The sequence below is a fragment of the Nitrobacter winogradskyi genome (genome assembly GCF_006539545.1).
GTDB classification, from domain to species: domain Bacteria; phylum Pseudomonadota; class Alphaproteobacteria; order Rhizobiales; family Xanthobacteraceae; genus Nitrobacter; species Nitrobacter winogradskyi_A.
In genome coordinates this window covers 1-17,374 of record NZ_BJNF01000070.1, presented here as the reverse complement: position 1 = coordinate 17,374, position 17,374 = coordinate 1, and the positions used below count along the sequence as shown (strand labels likewise).

At 62.0% G+C, this 17,374-nt stretch carries 17 protein-coding genes and 1 tRNA gene; 9 read left to right on the top strand and 9 right to left on the bottom strand.

The annotated features are described in order from the left end of the window. Positions 1-124 precede the first annotated feature (124 nt). From thrC to NWI01_RS12630, 4 genes are all read left to right on the top strand, one after another. A complete protein-coding gene (thrC, locus tag NWI01_RS12645; RefSeq protein WP_181410468.1) occupies positions 125-1,543 on the top strand; it encodes a threonine synthase in 1,419 nt (472 codons plus the stop codon). Then, positions 1,540-2,829: a M16 family metallopeptidase gene (locus tag NWI01_RS12640; protein WP_141384185.1), complete on the top strand. Its 1,290-nt coding sequence runs from the start codon at positions 1,540-1,542 to the stop codon at positions 2,827-2,829. The genes thrC and NWI01_RS12640 overlap by 4 nt, the downstream gene beginning before the upstream one ends. 175 nt (positions 2,830-3,004) lie before the next feature. Continuing rightward, positions 3,005-3,625, top strand: coding sequence for a GNAT family N-acetyltransferase (locus tag NWI01_RS12635; protein WP_141384184.1), 621 nt, complete (start codon positions 3,005-3,007; stop codon positions 3,623-3,625). 313 nt (positions 3,626-3,938) lie between these two features. Beyond that, positions 3,939-4,655 carry a hypothetical protein gene (locus NWI01_RS12630; RefSeq protein ID WP_141384183.1) on the top strand — a complete coding sequence of 239 codons (717 nt, stop codon included), beginning with the start codon at positions 3,939-3,941 and terminating at the stop codon, positions 4,653-4,655. Between the two features lie 390 nt (positions 4,656-5,045). On the opposite strand, the gene NWI01_RS12625 is transcribed toward NWI01_RS12630, so the two are convergent. The 5 genes from NWI01_RS12625 to NWI01_RS12605 all read right to left on the bottom strand — a co-directional run bounded on the left by NWI01_RS12625 (position 5,046) and on the right by NWI01_RS12605 (position 7,635). Beyond that, a complete protein-coding gene (locus NWI01_RS12625; protein ID WP_141384182.1) occupies positions 5,046-5,531 on the bottom strand; it encodes a F0F1 ATP synthase subunit B family protein in 486 nt (161 codons plus the stop codon). Between the two features lie 7 nt (positions 5,532-5,538). After that, complete coding sequence (locus NWI01_RS12620; RefSeq protein ID WP_141384181.1) at positions 5,539-6,096, bottom strand: F0F1 ATP synthase subunit B family protein; 558 nt, start codon at positions 6,094-6,096, stop codon at positions 5,539-5,541. Positions 6,097-6,159: 63 nt separating this feature from the next. Continuing rightward, positions 6,160-6,387: a F0F1 ATP synthase subunit C gene (locus NWI01_RS12615; protein WP_009796340.1), complete on the bottom strand. Its 228-nt coding sequence runs from the start codon at positions 6,385-6,387 to the stop codon at positions 6,160-6,162. Positions 6,388-6,439: 52 nt separating this feature from the next. Beyond that, positions 6,440-7,183: a F0F1 ATP synthase subunit A gene (locus tag NWI01_RS12610; protein ID WP_011313572.1), complete on the bottom strand. Its 744-nt coding sequence runs from the start codon at positions 7,181-7,183 to the stop codon at positions 6,440-6,442. Positions 7,184-7,251: 68 nt separating this feature from the next. Then, positions 7,252-7,635, bottom strand: coding sequence for an AtpZ/AtpI family protein (locus NWI01_RS12605; protein ID WP_141384180.1), 384 nt, complete (start codon positions 7,633-7,635; stop codon positions 7,252-7,254). 550 nt (positions 7,636-8,185) lie between these two features. On the opposite strand from NWI01_RS12605, the gene NWI01_RS12600 reads away from it, so the two are divergent. Both NWI01_RS12600 and NWI01_RS12595 read left to right on the top strand, forming a co-directional pair. Beyond that, positions 8,186-8,728 (top strand): hypothetical protein, encoded by a 543-nt coding sequence (locus NWI01_RS12600; RefSeq protein WP_141384179.1) that lies wholly within the window; start codon positions 8,186-8,188, stop codon positions 8,726-8,728. A gap of 460 nt (positions 8,729-9,188) precedes the next feature. Continuing rightward, a complete protein-coding gene (locus NWI01_RS12595) occupies positions 9,189-9,839 on the top strand; it encodes a response regulator transcription factor (RefSeq protein WP_141384178.1) in 651 nt (216 codons plus the stop codon). A 167-nt stretch (positions 9,840-10,006) separates the two neighbouring features. On the opposite strand, the gene hemA is transcribed toward NWI01_RS12595, so the two are convergent. The 4 genes from hemA to NWI01_RS12575 all read right to left on the bottom strand — a co-directional run bounded on the left by hemA (position 10,007) and on the right by NWI01_RS12575 (position 13,863). Next, positions 10,007-11,236, bottom strand: a complete 1,230-nt coding sequence (gene hemA, locus NWI01_RS12590; RefSeq protein WP_141384177.1) for a 5-aminolevulinate synthase — start codon at positions 11,234-11,236, stop codon at positions 10,007-10,009. 250 nt (positions 11,237-11,486) lie between these two features. After that, complete coding sequence (gene bioB, locus NWI01_RS12585; protein WP_141384176.1) at positions 11,487-12,512, bottom strand: biotin synthase BioB; 1,026 nt, start codon at positions 12,510-12,512, stop codon at positions 11,487-11,489. A gap of 246 nt (positions 12,513-12,758) precedes the next feature. Next, positions 12,759-13,433 (bottom strand): outer membrane protein, encoded by a 675-nt coding sequence (locus NWI01_RS12580; protein ID WP_141384175.1) that lies wholly within the window; start codon positions 13,431-13,433, stop codon positions 12,759-12,761. Between the two features lie 355 nt (positions 13,434-13,788). Next, positions 13,789-13,863: transfer RNA gene (locus NWI01_RS12575), tRNA-Thr, on the bottom strand. A 260-nt stretch (positions 13,864-14,123) separates the two neighbouring features. Between NWI01_RS12575 and NWI01_RS18940 the strand changes: the two genes are divergently transcribed. From NWI01_RS18940 to hisD, 3 genes are all read left to right on the top strand, one after another. After that, positions 14,124-14,291, top strand: coding sequence for a hypothetical protein (locus NWI01_RS18940; RefSeq protein WP_181410467.1), 168 nt, complete (start codon positions 14,124-14,126; stop codon positions 14,289-14,291). A gap of 263 nt (positions 14,292-14,554) precedes the next feature. Then, entirely contained in the window at positions 14,555-15,844 is a 1,290-nt protein-coding gene (murA, locus tag NWI01_RS12570) for a UDP-N-acetylglucosamine 1-carboxyvinyltransferase (protein WP_141384174.1), read from the top strand. 209 nt (positions 15,845-16,053) lie between these two features. After that, entirely contained in the window at positions 16,054-17,343 is a 1,290-nt protein-coding gene (hisD, locus tag NWI01_RS12565; RefSeq protein WP_141384173.1) for a histidinol dehydrogenase, read from the top strand. Positions 17,344-17,374: the final 31 nt, after the last annotated feature.

Below are 17,374 nucleotides of genomic sequence, written 5' to 3'. Positions count from 1 at the left end.
GGGCTCTTCATTTGATTCTTCTTTATTCCAAGAGGCTTTATGATACGCAGCGCCTGTCGCCGACATTGACGGCGGCTCGTAGCATCAGACGTAAGGCAACAAACTTCGGCGCTTGGGGGCCGGCTTGACGCACTATCTTTCGACACGGGGAGAGAATCAGAAACTCGGTTTCTCTGATGTGATGCTGGCCGGACTCGCACGGGACGGCGGTCTCTATGTGCCGGAGGTCTGGCCGCAGTTGCAGCCCGATACGATTGCTGGCTTTTTCGGCCGGCCGTACTCGGAGGTGGCCGTGGAGGTGATCCGGCCATTCGTGGCTGGAGATATCGCCGATGCCGATCTCGGCCGCATGGCCAACGAGGCTTATGCAACGTTCCGGCACCCCGCTGTGGTACCTCTCGATCAGATCGGCCCGCAACAGTTCATGCTGGAGCTGTTTCATGGTCCAACGCTCGCGTTCAAGGACGTGGCGATGCAGTTGCTGTCGCGGCTGATGGACCATGTTCTGGCGAAACGCGGCCAACGCACGACCATCGTCGTGGCCACTTCGGGTGACACCGGTGGCGCGGCGGTGGATGCATTCGCCGACCGCGCGAATGTCGATTTGATCGCCTTGTTCCCGGACGGCCGCATTTCCGAAGTGCAGCGGCGCATGATGACGACCACGGTCGCGCCGAATGTTCATGCGCTTGCGGTCAAGGGCACCTTCGACGACTGTCAGGCGATCGTGAAGGGCCTGTTCAACAATCACGGCTTCCGCGACGAGGTTTCGCTCTCGGGGGTCAACTCGATCAACTGGGCGCGGATCGTTGCGCAGGTGGTGTATTACTTCACCTCGGCGGTCGCGCTCGGCGCGCCGGCGCGGGACGTTGATTTTACCGTGCCGACCGGTAATTTCGGCGACATCTTCGCCGGTTACGTCGCAAAGCGCATGGGGTTGCCGATACGCCGGCTGCGGATCGCCGCCAACGTCAATGATATTCTGCCGCGCACGCTGAAGACTGGCATCTATGAGGTGCGCGAGGTCTGCGCGAGTTCCTCACCGTCGATGGACATTCAGGTATCGTCGAACTTCGAACGGCTGTTGTTCGAGGCGACAGGGCGCGATGCCACGCAGGTGCGCGCGCTGATGGCCTCGCTGCAGCAGTCGGGCCGTTTCACGCTACCGGACTCGGTGCTGGCGGCGATGCGTCGCGATTTCGATGCCGAACGTGCCGACGAAACAGAAACCGCCGCCACGATACGCGCGGCATGGCGCGAAGCCGGAGATCTGCTTGATCCGCATACGGCTGTTGCCCTGACAGTGGCCGATCGTGAAACGACTGGCTCGCGTGTTCCCAACATTGTGCTCGCCACCGCCCATGCCGCGAAGTTTCCTGACGCGGTTGAGGCGGCCTGCGGCGTAAGGCCGCCCTTGCCGGCATGGCTCGACGGCTTGATGACCCGGCCCGAGCGGATCACGGTCGTGAACAACGATCAGGCTGAAATCGAACGGTTCGTGCTGTCCGTCAGCCGCGCCGCCAAGCACGGAGTTGCCGGATGAGTGTCGATGTGACGAAGCTGTCGTCCGGCCTCACGGTCATTACTGACGATATGCCGCATCTGGAAACCGCCGCGCTGGGCGTGTGGACCGGAGTCGGCGGCCGCGACGAGAAGCCGAACGAGCACGGCATCTCTCATCTTCTCGAACATATGGCGTTCAAGGGCACCACTACGCGTTCGTCGCGGGAGATCGCCGAGGAAGTTGAGGCCGTCGGCGGCGATCTCAACGCCGCGACCGGTGTCGAGACGACGGCTTATTACGCGCGGGTGATGAAGGCCGACGTCCCGCTCGCGCTCGATGTGCTGAGCGACATCCTGTCCAACCCGATCTTCGACGCAAAGGAACTCGAATGCGAGAAGGGTGTCATCGAGCAGGAAATCGGTGCGGCGCAGGACACGCCTGACGACGTCGTTTTCGAGCAACTCAACGAGCTCTGCTATCCCGACCAGCCGATCGGGCGTTCGCTGCTCGGAACGCCCGAGACGCTGGAGCGATTCAACAGCGATATGCTGCATGGTTACCTCAAGACGCATTATCGCGGGCCGGACATGGTGGTGGCGGCGGCGGGTGCGGTCGAGCACGGGATGGTTGTTGCCGAGGTCGAGCGCCGCTTTGCCGGTTTCGATGCCGCGCCGCCTCCGCAGCCGGCGGCGGCGACATTCGGCCAGGGCGGCTCCAGGGTGGTGCATCGTGACCTGGAACAGGCGCATCTGACGTTGGCGCTCGAAGGGGTGCCGCAGACCGATGGCTCGCTGTTTTCCCTCCAGGTGTTCACCAGTGTTCTTGGGGGCGGCATGTCCTCGCGGCTGTTTCAGGAAGTTCGTGAAAAGCGCGGTCTGTGCTACTCGATCTATACTTTCCATGCGCCCTATGCCGACACCGGCCTGTTCGGGCTTTACACCGGCACCGATCCGAGCGACGCGCCCGAAATGATGGAAGTCGTCGTCGACGTCATTAGCGAAGCCGTGGAAACGCTGACGGAAGCTGAAATCGCGCGCGCGAAAGCGCAGATGAAAGCCGGCCTGCTGATGGCGCTGGAGAGTTGCAGTGCCCGCGCCGAACAATTGGCCCGCCATATGCTCGTTTATGGACGGCCCCAGAGCGTTGGGGAATTGATGGCCAGGATCGACGCCGTCAGCGTCGAATCAACGCGTGATGCGGCGCGCGGCCTCCTTGCGCGCAGCCGTCCCGCGGTCGTTGCGCTCGGCAGCGGAAGGGGGCTGGACACCGCGGTCGCTTTTGCGGAAGGATTGGCGCAGTCGAAGGCCCGGATCCTGCTCCACTAAACCTTTTCCGGCGAAGCGGATATCGGTTCGCCGAAAGGAAATGCGACCAGACGTTCACTGCCTGAGCATGGTCCGATTCAACTGGTCAGATCAGAATCTGAGAACCATATCCTGAATCCGTCAGAAGCGTGATTCGAGCGGGAAACTGTTGGGGGTTCGGGGTCGAGGAACGACCATGGCTCTGTTTCGTCTGTCGTCCAGCGTGCCTGCGCTTGCGCCCAGGGGGTACGGTCTTTTCCTGCGTGCGCCCGAGATGTCCGATTTTCTGCAATGGAGACAGCTTCGCGAGTGCAGCCGCGCCTATCTGACCCCATGGGAGCCGATCTGGCCCGCCGACGATCTCACCCGCGCCGGATTTCGGCGGAGGTTACGCCGCTACGCCGAGGATATCGCTGACGACAGGTCCTATCCGTTCATTGTGTTCCGCGAATCCGACGGCGTCATGTTGGGTGGGATCACGCTCGCCAATGTTCGTCGCGGAATCGCGCAGGCAGGCACCATCGGATACTGGATAGGCCAGCCCTATGCGGGGCAGGGCTACATGACCACCGCTCTGCGGGTGCTGCTTCCGGTCCTGTTCGGCGAACTGAATCTGCATCGCATCGAGGCCGCCTGCATTCCCAGCAATGCACCGTCCATCCGCGTGCTGGACAAATGCGGCTTCACGCGGGAGGGATTGGCGCGCCGCTATCTTCGCATCAACGGAATCTGGCAGGATCACCTGCTGTTCGGCATGCTCCACGATGATCTCCAGAGCTATAGCGTTTTCGAGCGAAGTGGATGCCGGTTCGCGTGAAGAAAACGCGTCAAAACAAGATCACAGAGCCTCGCTTCTGATTCAATCAGAAGCGGAAAGGCTCTGGAACATCTTCGGGCAAAGTGGATGCCGGTTCGCCGCAGAAAATGCGACCAGACAGTAATCTTTAGTGCATGGTCCGATTCAACTTGATCGGATCAAGTTGCGAAGTTGTTTCGGACGAATCGGTGCTTATCCTCGGGCCAACCAATGGGGCAGCTTCGCCTCGATAACGCGATAGCGACTTTGGTTTGCCACCTTCGGCTTGTTATAAGACCGCGCGTGAGAACCAACGATCGGATGATGACGTGAAATGCTTGATGTTGCTGATACTACGGACGTGGGCGAGCGGGGGGCCGTCCGGCGCTTGGGTTGCTTTCCCTGGCGGCGCTTTCTCCTAGGTCGATTTCCCTCGCGGCTGGTGTCCATCGTCGCGGTCTGTTGCGTGACTGCCGCTTTGCCGGCGCAATCGCAGTCACTCGGCGATCGTTTCAAGGGCATGTTCGGCATCAAATCGCAGCCGGAGCAGACAGCCCCGGTACCCGGCGATACGGCTTCTGCGCCCGACTACCTGACCTGTCCGTCCGTCGCCATCCGTTCCGGCGCATCGACCTACTCCGTCGGCGAGTCGGGCAAGCCGGCGACAGGCGCCGATGTCCGCTATCAGGCGACGATCCGCGACACCGCGCGAGAATGCGATTACAACTCCGAAACGCAACAAATCTCGATCAAGGTCGGTATCCGGGGGCGGGTCATCGTGGGGCCGGCGGGGGCGCCACCCACGGTGGAGGTGCCGTTGCGCGTCGCGGTGGTCGAGGACGGTATTACCCCGAAGACGGTCGCCACCAACGCCTATACGATAACGGTGAGCCTGTCGGGAAACGGCGGCGGGATTTACAGCTTCGTGTCCGACGACCTCTCCTATCCGGCCCCGCAGGGCGCGGCCGCAGATCGCTACGTGTTCTACGTCGGGTTCGATCCGCAGGCGCTGAAACCTGAACCGCGCTCGAACCACAGGCGACAGCGATAGAGCTCTTCTGCTTCTGACGGAATCAGAAGCGGGCTCTCGGATATTGATCTGACGCGTTGTCCTTCGCATGCACCGGTATAGCGGAGATAACTGAAAAGCTGCGGCTGCGTTGCGCTCGCCTCATAAGGCAGGGTTGACCTGCGCAGGCGATTGTTCAGCACGCCACAGTCGTTGCGATCGTCGTCATGCGCGCGCATGATGACGCCGCTCGGTTGCTCGCCGGCACGGCTTGCGAAACAAAAAAGCCGGCACGAGCGGTTCTCGCACCGGCTTTTGTTGTGCTTGGACGAATTTAGAGCCCGCTTCTGATAGAATCAGAAGCGGGCTCTATGATTTTGATTTGACGTGTTTTCTTCGCGAGAACCGGCGTCCGCTTCGCTTGAAAACGCTCTAGTTGAGCTTGGAGCGAACTTCGCTGACGCCCTGTGCGAGTAACTCGTCGGCAAGCTGACCCTTCACCGAGTTCGACAGGATGGAGGAAGCAGCGGCGACAGCGGCGTCAGCCGCGGCGGCGCGGACATCCGCGATAGCCTGGGCTTCGGCCGAGGCGATCTTGCCTTCCGCACTCTTGGTGCGGCGCGCGACGAAATCCTCCATCTTGTCCTTCGCTTCGGCAGCGATGCGCTCGGCTTCGGCTTTGGCCGAAGCGATGATGTCCTGCGCCTCGCGCTCGGCGCTTGCATGACGGGCTTTGTAGTCGGCCAGCAGCTTGGCGGCTTCATCCTTGAGGCGGCGCGCGTCGTCCAGTTCGTTCTTGATGCGCGCGCTGCGACGATCGAGCGCCGACAGCACCGTGCGGTGAACGCCCACATAGGCGAAGACACCCATAAGGAGGAGGAAGGCTATGGCAACCCAGGTTTCCGGTGCGGCAAACATGGTCCCGTCATCCCTTCATCGAGGCTTCGACGGCGCTGTCGACGAGCTTGGAGTCGGGCGTTGCGCCGGTCAGTTGCTGGACGATCGCCGTTGCCGCATCGCTTGCGATGCCGCGGACGTTGCTCATCGCCGCCGAGCGCGTGGAGGCGATGGTTTTCTCGGCATCGGCGAGCTTGACGGACAACCGTTCCTCAAGCGCCTTGCGTTCGGCTTCCGCGGCCGCATTCAGCTTTTCGCGCGTCTCGTTGCCGATCGCCTGCGCCCGGGCGCGCGCCGCGGCGAGTTCGGCCTCATAGGCCTTCAACGCGGCGTCAGAGTCGTCCTTCAGCTTCTGCGCGTGTGCGAGGTCGCCCTTGATCGTGTTCTCTCGGTCGTCGATGGTCTGGCGGACACGCGGCAAGGCCAGTCGCGATGAGATCAGATAGAGCGCGACGAACGCGATCGTCAGCGAAACCAGCTGAGACGCGAACGTCTCCTTCTGGAACGGCGGGAACGGGGCCTTGTGGCCACCATCGGCTTCGGTGTGGGCCGTCGCACCGTGTGCGTTGCCATGACTTTCAGCCACGGGCTTCTCCTCTGCGGTTGATCGGGACCCGGTTTTCCAGGTCCCGTCAGCCGGTCAGTGATCTTAAAGTGCGAACAGCAACAGCAGGGCGATCAGCAGCGAAAAGATGCCGAGCGCTTCCGTCACCGCGAAGCCGAAAATCAGGTTGCCGAACTGGCCCTGGGCGGCCGAGGGATTGCGCACCGCGGCGGCAAGATAGTTGCCGAAAATGATGCCCACGCCGGCGCCGGCGCCACCCATGCCGATGCAGGCAATACCAGCGCCAATGTACTTCGCGGCAATCGGATCCATGAAACAAACTCCTTGCTGAGGCTGTGAGAGTGACTTTGGAGGGCGACCGGTCCTAGTGACCAGGATGGATTGCATCGTTGATGTAGATGCAGGTGAGGATCGTGAAGACGTAGGCTTGAAGGAATGCGACCAGCAGTTCGAGCGCGGTGAGCGCCACGACCAGCGCCAGCGGCAGCACGGCGCCGAAAACGCCGACGATTCCCATGGCCCCTAGCATGGTGACGAAGCTTGCGAATACCTTCAGCGTGATGTGGCCGGCGAGCATGTTGGCGAACAGACGCACGCTGTGCGAGACCGGCCGCGACAGGAACGAGATCACCTCGATCGTCACCACCAGAGGCAGAATCACGACCGGAATGCCCGACGGCACGAACAGCTTGAAGAATCTCAGGCCGTTTTTGTAGAAGCCATAGATCAGCACCGTGAAGAAGACCAGGAATGCCAGCGCGGCGGTGACGATGATGTGGCTCGAGATCGTGAAGGTGTAGGGGATGATGCCGACGAGGTTTGAGACGGTCACCAGCATGAAGATCGAGAACACGAAGGGAAAGAACTTCATGCCCTCCTTGCCGGCGGTGGTGCGTATGGTGTCGGCGACGAATTCGTAGCTGATCTCGGCGATCGATTGCATCCGTCCGGGGACGAGCCTGCGGCCGGTTCCCAGCATCAGAAGCGATGTCAGCGCGACGGCGAGAAACATGTAGGCGGAGGAATTGGTGAAGGCGATTTCCTGGCCGCCGATATGGCCGATCGTAAAGATTGGCTCGATGTTGAACTGGTGGATCGGGTCCATCATCCGCGTGTAACTTTCAGTCTGCCGGAAAGCCGGCGTTCAAGCAACTCAGTCACCCCGACGGCCATCCGTCATCGGTCATTCTGTTCGGGAATCACACCCGCCGACCGCATCACGTTGATCACGCCGGCGGCGAAGCCAAGCAGGAAAAACACGATCAGCCCCCAGGGCGAGGTCGACAGCAAGCGGTCTACTCCCCAGCCTATCAACGCCCCGACCACAACGCCCGCGATCAACTCCGAGGACAGGCGGAAACCGCGCGCCATCGCAGAGGCTCTGGCAGCTCCGTCCCCGCTTCCATCACCGGATTGGTCAGTCTCGTTCCGGCCGGGTCCACGAAGCCTGGACAGCCGTTGATCGAGACTTCCGAGCCTTTCGGAAAGCGCAGCCTCGTCGGGAGCCGAATGCTCGCGATCTCCGTGCCCACCGCTGTTTTTGTCCGTGCCGTCAGACATGTCCTCGACACCCGACATAACGCCGCGATCTTCAGGAAATAACGCCCGTTACCCTCAAAAGCCGCGCGGACCATACTGACGGCCCAAGGTCAAGTCAAGATTGCGTCGTAAGAGACTAGGGCTTTGAATTGGCTGGGTTTATTGTGGAAAATCAACCCGGCTGCGCCGAGTTGCCGCGCTGCGAAAGCGGCTTTCGCGCAGCGGCGGCCTGATTCTGGCGAGGCGGAAGCGCCAGCAGGCGCATGACAGCCCGCGGCCGGAGACCTCACGGGGGCGTCTGGTCTTGTGACGCAATCCTGTATCCGAGCCGTTAGGCAAACGCTCAGCGCCTTTCTTTGATCGTATAGATATATACTATCATCGGCATAATCCCGCGCATCTCCTGCTCTCACTGTTGCTTGTTGCCGCGGCAGGGGAGTTTGGGATGGGCACGGATCGAAATCGGCGGCCGACGCGTTGAAATAGGGGCGTCGCGTTATGGGGCGAATTGACCCCACACAAAGCGTCCGCCTGGTGAAAGCGGATTTCGGTCTTCGACGGAGCAGAGAGCATGGACGCAACGCTGCCGCTCAAACTGTTGCGGATTTCCGCAATCACCGCGATGCTCTTTAGTCTGGCTGCGCCGACGCTCGGGCAGGCTTCCGAGGCGGGAAAAGCACGCTATACGCTCATGCCGATGAGCGGCGGCTTCGTCAGGTTGGATACGCTGACCGGCGTGGTCTCTCACTGCGAAGATAAAGGCTCTGGCTGGGCGTGCTATGCATTGCCTGAAGAGCAGGCTGCGCTGGACAAGGAAATCGGCCGGTTACAGGCGGAGAACGAAGCATTGAAGGCGCAACTCGCTGTCCGTGAGCCGACCGGTAAGACCGGGAAGGCTTTGCCCGGGCAGGGGGCGACGGGGTCGGACGAGTCGGGGGCGGCTGCACCAAAAGCTGACGAACCGAAATCCGCCGAGGCCAACCGCAACAGCATCGAAGTTCCGCTGCCGAGCGATCGCGATGTCGGCCGCTTGATGTCATTCGTTGAGCGCGCCTGGCGGCGGCTGATGGAGATGGCGAGCCGCATCGAGCACGATCCGCCGGGAAGGATCTGAGCCGCGCGGCGGTTCGCGGCCAGAGCCCTTTCGCTTCTGATGGGATCAGAAGAGAGGATCCATGATGTTGGTTTGACGCGTTTCGTCACGCGAAAAGATCATCCGTTTCGCTCAAAACGCCATCGCGCGATCGTCACCAGGTGCGCGCCATGCCGTGCATCCCGCGTGTCCAACTCTGCTTGGATGTTTGCGAACCTGCACGAATCAGATTATACACGTAGAAGTTGTGGTAACGCGCCTCTCGCTAGAGCGGGATGAGGGAAAGTGTGGGGCGGTTCTTCGCTCGTATCCGTTCTAAACCGTTGGAATCGATCGTTCATGATCCTGGATCGACCCGGTCCAAAGCATCGTGATCTCAGCGTTTTCCAGCGAAGTATGTCCTCGGGCTTGACCCGAGGATGGAATCCGGTTCGCGTGGAGAAAACGCGTCAAAACTAAAGACTCTTTGGTGGGGAAGCGGATGGGGAAACTTCTGTCCTTTGTTTCGGATCTCTCGGTTTTCATCCTCGACGATGATCCGTCGGTCCGTGAAACGCTGGTCCTCCTCTTGAAGATCGAGGGTTATGCGGCGCAAGGCTTTGGCGACGGTACATCGTTCCTTGAAGCGGTTCGCAACGCGTCCCCAGCCTGTGTCATTCTCGACCTGAATCTTCCCGGCGACTCAGGATTTGATGTCCTGCGCAGGCTCGCCGACCAACGGGTGACCGCGCCGATCCTCGTGATCTCGGGCGCTGCCGACATTTCAATGGCTGTCGCGGCCATGAAGTACGGCGCGCTCGATTTCCTGGAGAAGCCTTTTTCCTCCGATGTCATCATTGAACGGGTTCGCGCCGCGGTGAAGGTATGGAGAGAGGCTAGAGGGAGCGAGCGGGACGGCTTCGCCAACTTTCCCGGCCGCCATCTGCTGACCGGCCGTGAGCGCGAGGTTCTGTCTCAAGTAGCCAGGGGCGCCTCGAACAAGGAGGCGGGGAGAAGACTCGGCATCAGTCCGCGTACGGTCGAGGTGCACCGCGCGCGGATTATGGACAAGCTCGGGGCCAAGAATACGGCCGACCTGATTCGGATCGTGTTCTCCGAGGGGAGCGCATGGCGGGGACTTTCCGCTTCATAGAGATTCTCTCGCTTCTGATGGAATCAGAAGCGAGGCCCTTCGTTCGGCTTATAGCGGTTTCATCAAGCGATGGGCCGCCTGATCAGACGGACAGAGACCCGCGCAAAGATAACGCATCGCGAACCAGACGCGTCCGTGTTTTCATCGAAACGAATACGTTCCGGCAGCTATTCGGCTGCCATGGATTTGGCCTGTAGCGGCAGACCGAGACGTTCCCACACCTGAAGCAGCGCTTCGGCCAACTGATCGACCAACGCATCGTCATGGTACGGCGAAGGCGTGATCCGCAGCCGCTCCATTCCCTTGGCGACGGTCGGATAGTTGATCGGCTGGATATAGATGTTGTGTTCGTGCAGCAGCATGTCGGAAGCCTGCTTGCAGCGCTCGGGATCTCCGACGAAAACCGGAACGATGTGTGTTGAACTCACCATCACCGGCAGGCCGGCCGCGATCAGGCTGGCCTTGGTGCGCGCCGCCCGCTCCTGATGGCGTTCGCGCTCCCAGGTCGATGATTTGAGATGCCTGATTGCGGCTGTCGCCGCGGAGCAGATCGCGGGCGGCAGCGAGGTGGTAAAGATGAAGCCCGGCGCATAGGAACGCACGGCATCGATGATCTCGGATTTGCCTGCGATATAGCCGCCGAGGCAGCCGAAGGCCTTGGCGAGCGTACCTTCGAGAACGTCGATGCGGTGCATGACGCCTTCGCGCTCCGCGATGCCGCCGCCGCGCGGGCCATACATGCCGACGGCGTGCACCTCGTCGACATAGGTCATGGCGCCGTAGCGCTCGGCGAGGTCGCAGATCTTCGCAAGCGGCGCGATATCGCCATCCATCGAATAAAGACTTTCGCAGGCGATCAGCTTCGGGCGCTCCGGGGGGGCGGCGCGAAGCAGTTCCTCGAGATGGGCCAGATCGTTGTGACGGAAAACCACGCGTTCACAGCCGGACTGGCGGATGCCTTCGATCATCGAATTGTGGTTGAGCGCGTCGGAGAGGATCAGGCAGTCGGGAATCAGCTTGGCGAGCGTCGAAATACCGGTCTGGTTGGATACATAGCCGGACGTGAACACGAGCGCCGCCGGCTTGCCATGCAGATCGGCCAGTTCCTGTTCGAGCTGGACCAGCGGATGATGGGTTCCGGCGATGTTGCGGGTGCCGCCGGCGCCGGTGCCGACCCGGGTCGCGGTCTCGACCATGGCTCCGACCACCTTCGGATGCTGACCCATGCCGAGATAGTCGTTGGAACACCAGATGATGACGTTGCGCGGTCCCTTGGGCGTGTGCAGCGTGGCGTAGGGGAACCGGCCGGCGATGCGCTCGAGATCCGCGAAAACACGGTAGCGCCGCTCGTCATGAAGGCGATCCAGCGCGTTACTGAAGAACTTGCTATAATCCATGACAACATCCGGATAAAAGCCCGGGACGCCGGACCGATCATAGTCTTTTTAGAGCCTTTCCAGCGGGGCTGTCGAGCCGGAATCCGCAAAAGCGTCAATCTGAGGGTTAAAAATCGCCGTTAATTTGCTCTGCCGCAAATGATGTCGGGGGTCGGGCGATCCCCGAACCGCCTCAGCACTCGTGTGAAGTCACTGCGAGCCAATAACGCGCGTCGCTCCGAAAGCTGGCAGTCTCCGCGATCAGATTAGATCAACTCAGCGATGCGGCAGGCGCCTTCACCCCATCCAGCGGCGAACTCATGCCGAGGCGGTCAAGCAATGCCGCGTCGCGCAGGGTCGCCGGGTTCCTGGTGGTCAGCAAAACATCGCCGATGAAAATGGAGTTGGCGCCGGCCACGAAACACAGCGCCTGCAGTTCATCGGTCATGTACTGCCGCCCCGCCGAAAGCCGCACCACGCTTTTTGGCATCATGATTCGCGCGACCGCGATCATGCGCACCAGCGCGATCGGATCCGGCCGGTCGGCTGTGTCGTTGACCGGTACGCCCCGGACCTCGTTCCACAGGTTGATGGGAACGCTTTCGGGATGCTCGGCCAGATTGGCCAGCAATATCAACATGCCGAGGCGGTCGCCGACCTGCTCGCCCATGCCGATGATGCCGCCGCAGCAGAGCTTCAGCCCGGCCTCGCGCGCGCAAGCGAGCGTCTCGATGCGATCCTGCATGGTGCGGGTGGTGATGATCTTGCCGTAGAATTCCGGGGACGTATCGACGTTATGGTTATAGAAATCGAGTCCGGCTTCATGCAGCCGCCGGGCCTGCTCGGGCGTGAGCATTCCCAGCGTCGCGCAGGTCTCCATGCCGAGCGCCTTGACGGCGCTGATCATGTCGCAGACCCGGTCGAGATCCCTGTCTTTCGGATGGCGCCAGGCCGCCGCCATGCAGAACCGGCCGGCGCCGGCGTCCTTTGCCCGCCGGGCGGTTTCAAGGACCGCGTCCCTGTCCATCAGCTTCGTGGCTTTCACCCCGGCGTCGTAATGCGCGCTTTGCGCACAGTATCCGCAATCTTCCGGGCAGCCGCCGGTCTTGATGCTGAGCAGGCTCGCGGTTTCGACGTGATTGGGATCGAAATGGCGGCGATGGATGGTCTGCGCCTGAAACAGCAGATCCGGAAAGGGCAAATTATAGAGTGTCTCGGCCTCAGGCCGCGTCCAGTCATGCCGGGGCCGCGCCATCAGGTCGTGGCTGCTGTCGAACGAAACCGGGTCTGACTTCATGGCGCGTGTCCTGTTTGCCCTCGTCATGCGGGATCGGTCTTTGAACCGGCCTGCCGCCTGACACAGATATCATGCGCGCGGCGAATCACGAATGACGCCAAAGCTATAGCGTTTTCCGAGCGAAGCACGTTTTCCAGAGCACGTTTGCCTCTGATTGAATCAGACGCGGAAAGGCTCCAGAAAGAAAAAAGCCGGCATCGAAATGCCGGCCTTTCTCGTACCTTGGAACCGTAAGGTTCGTAAGGATCAGTATCCCGGAGCGTACGGAGCAGCCGGAGCGCCGAAGTTGAAGCGATAGTTCAGGCCGACCTTCACGGTGTGCTGGTCGTTGCGGAAGGTGCCGATACCGCCCAACGGACCGACGAAGTTCACGTTGCCCAGATCGTAGTACTGGTACTCGACCTTGCCCGACCAGTTCTGGGTGAACAGGTATTCCAGACCACCGCCGACGGTGTAGCCGTCGCGGCCGCCGTTGCCGGCGAAGCCGTTGGTGAAGCGCGAGTCAGCCCAGCCGTAGCCGCCCTTGACGTAGAGCAGCGCCGGACCCCAGGTGTAGCCGAGGCGGGCGGTCACCGAGCCAAGGCCACGGTTGGCGAAGAAGCTGCCGGTGTCGAGGAAGCTATAGTTGGCTTCGATACCGAAGACCCAGTTCGGCGAGAACTGCGTGTCGTAGCCGACCTGACCACCGCCCATGAACGCGCCGTCGTTATTGTTGAAGAAGCCGGGGGCCAAAACGTTGCCCGGACCACCGAACGCGCCACCGATGTGACCACCGAGGTAGAAGCCGGTCCAGTTGTAGATCGGCGCGGGAACATAGGGCGGAGCCTTGGTGTAGGGACGCGGCGCGAGATCAGCGGCCTGTGCCGGCACGATCGCGGCCATACCGAGGAAGGCTACAGAAGCGAGCAGAATCTTTTTCATTGCGTTTCTCCAGGAAATTCGAGTTCCGAGCAGCCGTTCGTCGGCCCCGTCATCAAGACCCTAAATCGATTTGCCGGAAAAAGCTGTCACTGAGAGGCCACACTCCAAAACGATCGCGGTCCGTTAGCGGGGTCGCGGGTGGGAACTGCGGGCGTTTGCTTAACGCCTCGCTAACAAAAGCCAAATGAAGCCTTAATTCCCGCGCCTTCACCCCAAAATCGGCGACCAGCCAAGCTCGCGGAAGCCTTTATCGGGGCGAATCAGGACCGTGACCTCGCGAATCAGCCTTCGCTTCGCGTTACCGGCGATTGTTCGGGCGCTCAGTCTAAGGAAAAATGGTGCTGCCAGAGAAAAATGGTGCTGCCAGACAGGATTGAACTGTCGACCTCTCCATTACCAATGGAGTGCTCTACCACTGAGCTACGGCAGCAAGCCGTAACGCGGAAATCGTCCCCTAGGGCGGCCCGCACGGCGGCCGATCCTTGCCACAAGGCTGGAAGACGCGCAAGTTGTGGCGGCTTACCGGGCTACATCACCCACGAATCGGATGCGCAGGCCAGCGATTCGCCTTTCAACGCGGGCGAATCGCGTCCCGGAAGGCTTGTTGCGGCAGTCGCGCCGCATGTCTATTGAAGCGATTCGCCTGCTTCCGCAGACAAAGGGCGCATCCGGACGTTCGGGCAGAAGATAATGACCGAAAAGCACGATACCCACCGCGAGACGGAGAACGGAGGACGCCGGATGCGGCTGCGGGCGGCGCTGCGCGAAAATCTCAAGCGGCGGAAATCGCAATCCCGCGGACGAACCGATCAGGCTGCTTCCGCGCCAGACCCCGACCCGGAGCACCGGGACGAATGACGCTGAAGTCATTTGCTTTCTGCCGTGCGACAGGCCCGGACGGAAGGCGGCTTGCGTGCTTCCTTCCGGCGGGTTTTAAGCTCTTTCCAACGGCCTGATCGTTGACGCTTTCGAGCGCGGGGCGGTTATAGCGTTTTCGAGCGAAGCGAAATCCGGTTCGCAGGAAGAAAACGCGTCAGAACATGAAGATAGAGTCTTTTACCGGTTCCATGATGCGGTGAAGGACTCAGGTCCTAAGTACTCAACGGCAAACGGGAAACGGCATGGATCGCATTCGCATCGTCGGCGGCAACAGGCTCAACGGCACCATTCCGATTTCCGGGGCAAAGAACGCGGCGCTGCCCTTGATGATCGCCGCGCTCCTGACCGAGGAAACGCTGATTCTCGATAACGTGCCGCGACTTGCGGACGTTGCGCAGTTGCAGCGCATTCTCGGCAACCACGGCGTCGACATCATGTCGGCGGGCAAGCGTCCGGGTGATGATGAATATCAGGGACAGACCCTGCATATCTCGGCTGCCAACGTCATCGACACCACCGCGCCATACGAACTGGTCTCGACGATGCGGGCCAGCTTCTGGGTGATCGCGCCGCTTCTGGCGCGGATGCATGAGGCGAGGGTATCGCTGCCCGGCGGCTGCGCCATCGGCACCCGTCCGGTGGATCTCCTGATTCTGGCGCTGGAAAAGCTCGGCGCCAGAATCGCGATCGACGGCGGTTATGTGATCGCCAGCGCCCCCGGCGGCCTGAGGGGCGCCGACGTGGAGTTTCCCAAGGAGACCGTGAGCGGCACCCATGTCGCGCTGATGGCGGCGACGCTGGCGAAGGGCACCACCGTCATCACCAACGCGGCCTGCGAGCCGGAGATCGCCGATGTCGCCGACTGCCTCAATAAAATGGGTGCGCGGATTTCCGGGGCCGGCACGCCGCGGATCGTCATCGAGGGGGTGGGCAGGCTCGGCGGCGCACGTCATACCGTGTTGCCCGACCGGATCGAAACCGGCACCTATGCGATGGCGGTGGCGATGACCGGCGGCGAGGTGCTGCTGCGCGGCGCGCGGCCGGAACTGTTGCAGGCGGCGCTCGACGTGCTGACCGAGGCGGGAGCCGAGATTACGCCGAACAATGAGGGGATCCGCGTCGCGCGCAACGGCGCCGGCATCAATCCGGTAACGGTCTCCACCGCTCCGTTTCCCGGATTTCCGACCGATCTTCAGGCCCAGCTCATGGCGTTGATGACCCGCGCCAGGGGAACGTCCCATATCACCGAGACGATTTTCGAGAACCGCTTCATGCACGTGCAGGAACTGGCGCGGTTCGGCGCACGCATTCATCTGGACGGCGAAACCGCCACCATCGAGGGCATTGAAACGTTGCGCGGCGCGCCGGTGATGGCGACGGATCTGCGCGCCTCGGTGTCGCTGGTGATCGCCGGACTCGCCGGCGAGGGGGAGACCATGGTCAACCGCGTCTACCATCTCGACCGTGGTTTCGAGCAGCTTGAGAAAAAACTGTCGGCGTGCGGCGCCTCGATCGAACGGATCAGGGCCTGATCCCGACCCGAACGGCCGCGGCCAGCGAACGGTGATCGATTCTCATGGTTCCGGCCGGGTTCGCGGCGCTGGATTGGGGTTCGCGCAAACGATAGCGTTTTCGAGCGAAATGATCTCGAAGGGTTGACGGCGATTTGAGGCCGCGCCATTGAGCCGGTGTCCCCGTGGACCGTGACATCGTTCCATATCTGCCGGAAACATCCCATCCCATGCCGATCCGCATCGATAGCCGCAACGCCGATTTCGTCTCGCGCTTCAAAGCGTTTCTCGCGACCAAGCGCGAGGTCTCGGCCGATATCGAGGCGGCCACGCGCGCCATCGTCGACGACGTGGCGGTGCGGGGCGATGCGGCGCTGATCGAGGCGACCCACAAGTTCGACCGGCTGTCCGTCGATGCCGCGGGTCTCCGCTTCACCGCAGCCGAGATCGACGCCGCCGTGGCGGCTTGCGACGCCGCGACGCTGGACGCGCTGAAGCTGGCGCGGGACCGGATCGAGACTTTTCATCGCCGGCAACTGCCGAAGGATGACCGTTTCACTGACGCGCTCGGCGTCGAGCTCGGCTCGCGCTGGACCGCGATCGAGGCGGTCGGACTTTACGTGCCAGGCGGCTCCGCGGCCTATCCGTCCTCGGTGCTGATGAATGCGGTGCCGGCCATGGTCGCCGGGGTCGCGCGCGTCGCCATGGTGGTGCCCTCGCCCGAGGGCAGGATCAATCCGCTGGTGCTGGCGGCGGCACGGCTCGGCGGCGTCTCCGAAATCTATCGCGTCGGCGGCGCGCAGGCGGTCGCCGCGCTCGCCTACGGCACCGCGACCATCGCGCCGGTGGCCAAGATTGTCGGGCCCGGCAACGCTTATGTCGCCGCCGCCAAGCGCCAGGTATTCGGCAAGGTCGGCATCGACATGATCGCGGGTCCCTCGGAGGTGCTCGTCATCGCCGACCAGACCGGCAACGCCGGCTGGATCGCCGCCGACCTGCTCGCGCAGGCGGAGCACGACGCCAACGCGCAATCGATCCTGATCACCGATAGCGAGGCGCTCGCCGCCGATGTCGAGCGCGCCGTGGAGGCGCAACTCGCAACGCTGCCGCGGGCCGGGATCGCGCGCGCCTCCTGGAACGACTTCGGCGCCGTCATTCTGGTGACGGATCTCGATGAAGCGGTGGCGCTGGCGGATTCGATCGCCGCGGAACATCTGGAGATCATGACCGCCGATCCCGAAGGACTCGCTGCGCGGATCCGTAATGCCGGTGCGATCTTTCTCGGGCCGCATACGCCGGAAGCGATCGGCGATTATGTCGGTGGCTCCAATCACGTCCTGCCGACGGCGCGCTCGGCGCGGTTTTCGTCGGGCCTTGGCGTGCTCGACTTCATGAAGCGAACGTCAATCCTCAAATGCGGGCCGGACCAGTTGCGGGCGCTGGGGCCGGCGGCGATGACCCTGGGCAAGGCCGAGGGCCTCGACGCCCACGCCCGTTCCGTGGGAATGCGTCTCAACTAGAGCATCGTTGCTTCTGATAGAATCAGAAGCA

Excerpts from the sequence above, each read along its gene's own strand:
- murA (WP_141384174.1), top strand. The coding sequence starts at position 14,555 with ATGGATCGCATTCGCATCGTCGGCGGCAACAGGCTCAACGGCACCATT.
- NWI01_RS12635 (WP_141384184.1), top strand. The coding sequence starts at position 3,005 with ATGGCTCTGTTTCGTCTGTCGTCCAGCGTGCCTGCGCTTGCGCCCAGG.
- NWI01_RS12580 (WP_141384175.1), bottom strand. The coding sequence starts at position 13,433 with ATGAAAAAGATTCTGCTCGCTTCTGTAGCCTTCCTCGGTATGGCCGCG.
- hemA (WP_141384177.1), bottom strand. The coding sequence starts at position 11,236 with ATGGATTATAGCAAGTTCTTCAGTAACGCGCTGGATCGCCTTCATGAC.
- NWI01_RS12630 (WP_141384183.1), top strand. The coding sequence starts at position 3,939 with ATGCTTGATGTTGCTGATACTACGGACGTGGGCGAGCGGGGGGCCGTC.
- NWI01_RS12615 (WP_009796340.1), bottom strand. The coding sequence starts at position 6,387 with ATGGATCCGATTGCCGCGAAGTACATTGGCGCTGGTATTGCCTGCATC.
- NWI01_RS12625 (WP_141384182.1), bottom strand. The coding sequence starts at position 5,531 with ATGTTTGCCGCACCGGAAACCTGGGTTGCCATAGCCTTCCTCCTCCTT.
- NWI01_RS12640 (WP_141384185.1), top strand. The coding sequence starts at position 1,540 with ATGAGTGTCGATGTGACGAAGCTGTCGTCCGGCCTCACGGTCATTACT.
- NWI01_RS12605 (WP_141384180.1), bottom strand. The coding sequence starts at position 7,635 with ATGTCTGACGGCACGGACAAAAACAGCGGTGGGCACGGAGATCGCGAG.
- bioB (WP_141384176.1), bottom strand. The coding sequence starts at position 12,512 with ATGAAGTCAGACCCGGTTTCGTTCGACAGCAGCCACGACCTGATGGCG.
- NWI01_RS12600 (WP_141384179.1), top strand. The coding sequence starts at position 8,186 with ATGGACGCAACGCTGCCGCTCAAACTGTTGCGGATTTCCGCAATCACC.
- NWI01_RS12610 (WP_011313572.1), bottom strand. The coding sequence starts at position 7,183 with ATGATGGACCCGATCCACCAGTTCAACATCGAGCCAATCTTTACGATC.
- NWI01_RS18940 (WP_181410467.1), top strand. The coding sequence starts at position 14,124 with ATGACCGAAAAGCACGATACCCACCGCGAGACGGAGAACGGAGGACGC.
- hisD (WP_141384173.1), top strand. The coding sequence starts at position 16,054 with ATGCCGATCCGCATCGATAGCCGCAACGCCGATTTCGTCTCGCGCTTC.
- NWI01_RS12595 (WP_141384178.1), top strand. The coding sequence starts at position 9,189 with ATGGGGAAACTTCTGTCCTTTGTTTCGGATCTCTCGGTTTTCATCCTC.